Origin of the sequence: Jiella pacifica (assembly GCF_010500815.1) — a bacterium.
Lineage (GTDB): Bacteria > Pseudomonadota > Alphaproteobacteria > Rhizobiales > Rhizobiaceae > Jiella > Jiella pacifica.
This window is the reverse complement of record NZ_JAAAMG010000057.1, coordinates 1-2636: the sequence shown is the minus strand read 5'-3', so window position 1 is coordinate 2636 and position 2636 is coordinate 1. Positions and strand designations below refer to the sequence as shown.

3 protein-coding genes and 1 pseudogene are annotated in these 2636 nt (G+C 62.9%); 2 read left to right on the top strand and 2 right to left on the bottom strand.

Annotated elements, in window-relative coordinates; translation table 11 throughout:
• Nucleotides 1-237: 237 nt before the first annotated feature.
• Together GTK09_RS27725 and GTK09_RS26990 are read left to right on the top strand one after the other, a co-directional pair.
• Complete coding sequence (locus tag GTK09_RS27725; protein ID WP_376768058.1) at nt 238-438, top strand: ATP-binding protein; 201 nt, start codon at nt 238-240, stop codon at nt 436-438.
• 75 nt (nt 439-513) lie between these two features.
• On the top strand, nt 514-1542 hold the full coding sequence (locus GTK09_RS26990; protein WP_246218166.1) for an alpha/beta hydrolase: 1029 nt from the start codon (nt 514-516) through the stop codon (nt 1540-1542).
• Nucleotides 1543-1825: 283 nt separating this feature from the next.
• Here the strand turns inward: GTK09_RS26990 and GTK09_RS26985 are convergent, their stop codons facing one another.
• Entirely contained in the window at nt 1826-2329 is a 504-nt protein-coding gene (locus GTK09_RS26985; protein WP_163466470.1) for a DUF417 family protein, read from the bottom strand.
• 196 nt (nt 2330-2525) lie between these two features.
• Nucleotides 2526-2636 (bottom strand): annotated as a pseudogene (locus GTK09_RS27720) (IS630 family transposase); the annotation flags it as partial.

Sequence of the window (2636 nt, the reverse complement as noted above, 5' to 3'; positions counted from 1 at the left end):
ACAACTTCCGCCGCATCCTCGCTTGGCTGGAGCTTTTTGTCGCCTTCATCCAGATCGCGATCATCAGCCTATTCGGCACCCGTCAAACCGCCGACGCCGCTTGACGAGCTTTCTTCACGGACGACTGACTACCGGCTTCGTGCCGGTCTCTGCTACTTGCCGAATGAAAAGTGGCTTCAATGTTGCGGCAATGTACGGTGGGAATACCAGCAAACGCGAGCTGGCTCAGAAGGTTTGATGATTGGACGGCCCTGTATTCCCCCCGAAGAACGCGAGCGGGTCTTCGAGCCGTTCCATCGCCTGCGGCCGCGAGCGACCGGGACTGGGCTGGGGTTGAACTTGGTCCAGCAGGTGGTGGAGCGCCATCGCGGGAACGCCTCCATCCTCGCAGCGCCGAGCGGCGATACTCTTGTGCGTATCGGGTTTCCCGAACACTGAACTATGCCGTCCATCAACCGCGCCCATCCGCCTTCCGTTCGAACCAAGAGCCGAAGCCAATCGAAGGATCCGATCATGGCCGATCCGCTTCAATCCGCGCTCGTCTCGCACGAGGTGCGTTCGTCCCGTCAGCGTACTCACTACATCGAGGCCGGACCAGCCGACGGCCCGCTGATGATCTTTCTGCACGGCTGGCCCTGCATCGGCCTGGTCTGGCGCGCGCAGATCGAGGCGTTCGCCGCCATGGGCTGGCGTTGCGTCGCTCCGGATCTGCGTGGCTACGGGCACTCGTTCGCTCCCGCCTCCAACCAAGCCTACGCGATCGAGCACGTCGTGGCCGATCTGGCGGAACTGCATGATCACTTGGGCGGCCGACCTGCCGTCTGGGTTGGCCACGACTGGGGCAGCGTCGTGGCGGCGGAACTGGCCGCCCATCAGCCTCATCGGAGCCGGAGCGTTGTGCTGGTGGCACTGGCCTACCAGCCTGACGGTCACGCTCTGGATACGCTCGTGCCGCTGGTCGACCGAACGATCTACCCGGCCGACAGCTATCCGGACGGCCAGTGGGACTATTACCGCTACTATACGACAGACTTCGATGCAGCCGTCGCGGACCTCAACGCCGATGTCGCAGCGTCGCTGGCCTCGATCTTTCGCAAGGGCGAGGCCGAAGCCGTCGACGAGGTTTCGCCGAGTGCGAAGGTCACACGGAACAACGGGCGCTTCGGCGAGGCGCATCGTGCCCCTCCGACGCTGCCGGATCCGGACCTCTGGCCTGCGGCGGACTTCGACGTTCTCGTAAAGGCATTCAAAGATCAGGGTTTCCACCCCGCCTGCGCCTGGTATCTGAACGACGACGCCAATTTCGCCTATGCCCGCAGGGCCCCGGATGGGGGTCGCCTGTCGCAGCCGGTGCTGTTCGTCAACGGCGAGTTCGACCAGATCTGCAGCATTTCCGGAAATCGTCAGGGCGACCCGATGCGCGCGGCCTGCACGGATCTGACGCTTGCCAGCCTTTCTGCCGCACACTGGCTGCCACTGGAGCGCAAAGCCCAGCTAGTCAGCGTCATGAGTGCTTGGCTTGAGAGCAAGACCATCGGGTGAGCAGGGAACAGGGGCAACCGGACGGGAAGATCATGCCGCGTCCGTGACCCGGGGCGGGGTATTGTTCACGGACAGCAGAGCTTGTCGAAATCCTAACAGACGAAGGCAAAAGATGCGCCATACGCCGTCAACTGAAGGCCTTAAAGAGACTTCGCACGGCTCAACCATCCCACGGCCGCATATCCCTCAGCATTGCCACCACGGCCCGGCTTTCGGGTGAAACCATGTTGCGGACGAGGCTCGTGAAGAAACTCAAAATTAAGACGAGCGGCAGACGGGGCGTCTATTTCAGGCGAGCCAGGCTTTCACCGAAGACGACGAGACTGACGCCGAGAAGAGCGACGTCCTTCACGAGGAAGGAGCCGAGGAAGTTCAGGAACGGGAAGCCGCCGGATCCTGTCTCCCATATCGGCAGGGCCAGCATGGTGGAGACCGTGACGGCGAAGGTGAGGGCACCGAGAAGACCGCCGGCGACGCCCGCCTTCGGAAAACGCCAGGAAGCGATCAGAAGGCCGCCTGTCGCGATCTCGACGATGCCCAAGAGCCAGGATGCGCCGGTCTCGCCAAAAACGAGATAGAGCCAGGATAGCCAGGGCGTCCCGCCGATGACGGGCTTCAGAGCCTCGACCTCGACGGCCGTGAACTTCAAAAGCCCGATCAGAAGAAGCGGGATCACCACACCGGCAAGAGCAATGGCCCGGCCGGTCCGTTCGATACGCATGATGGAATGGAGCCGGTCGACTGGTGCGAGGGCGAGACTCGCATCGCGGCTTTCAGGACGGGACATGCGGTCCTCCAGTGTGTGATTTCAGACGTCGATCGCCTCCACCTGCGCGCTGGTGGAGCAGCAAGGCTGCGCAGCGCGCGGATGAAGGCGACATTCGGTTTCCGAATGATCCTTCGCACCGGCAGCGGCCGCCATTACAGACGGATCGTCAGGGCCCCTTCGGGGGCGTCGCCACGAGCACTAGAGCGTCGGGCGTTTAATCTGCAACACAGCCTGCAGCCTTGAAGTAGTTCCAGCATTCGTCGGGTGTGAAGAGGGCGCAGATGTCGCCGACGGCCCGCCAGAGTTGGTCCAGAGTGCGGGCGGC

Excerpts from the sequence above, each read along its gene's own strand:
- GTK09_RS27725 (WP_376768058.1), top strand. The coding sequence starts at position 238 with ATGATTGGACGGCCCTGTATTCCCCCCGAAGAACGCGAGCGGGTCTTC.
- GTK09_RS26990 (WP_246218166.1), top strand. The coding sequence starts at position 514 with ATGGCCGATCCGCTTCAATCCGCGCTCGTCTCGCACGAGGTGCGTTCG.
- GTK09_RS26985 (WP_163466470.1), bottom strand. The coding sequence starts at position 2,329 with ATGTCCCGTCCTGAAAGCCGCGATGCGAGTCTCGCCCTCGCACCAGTC.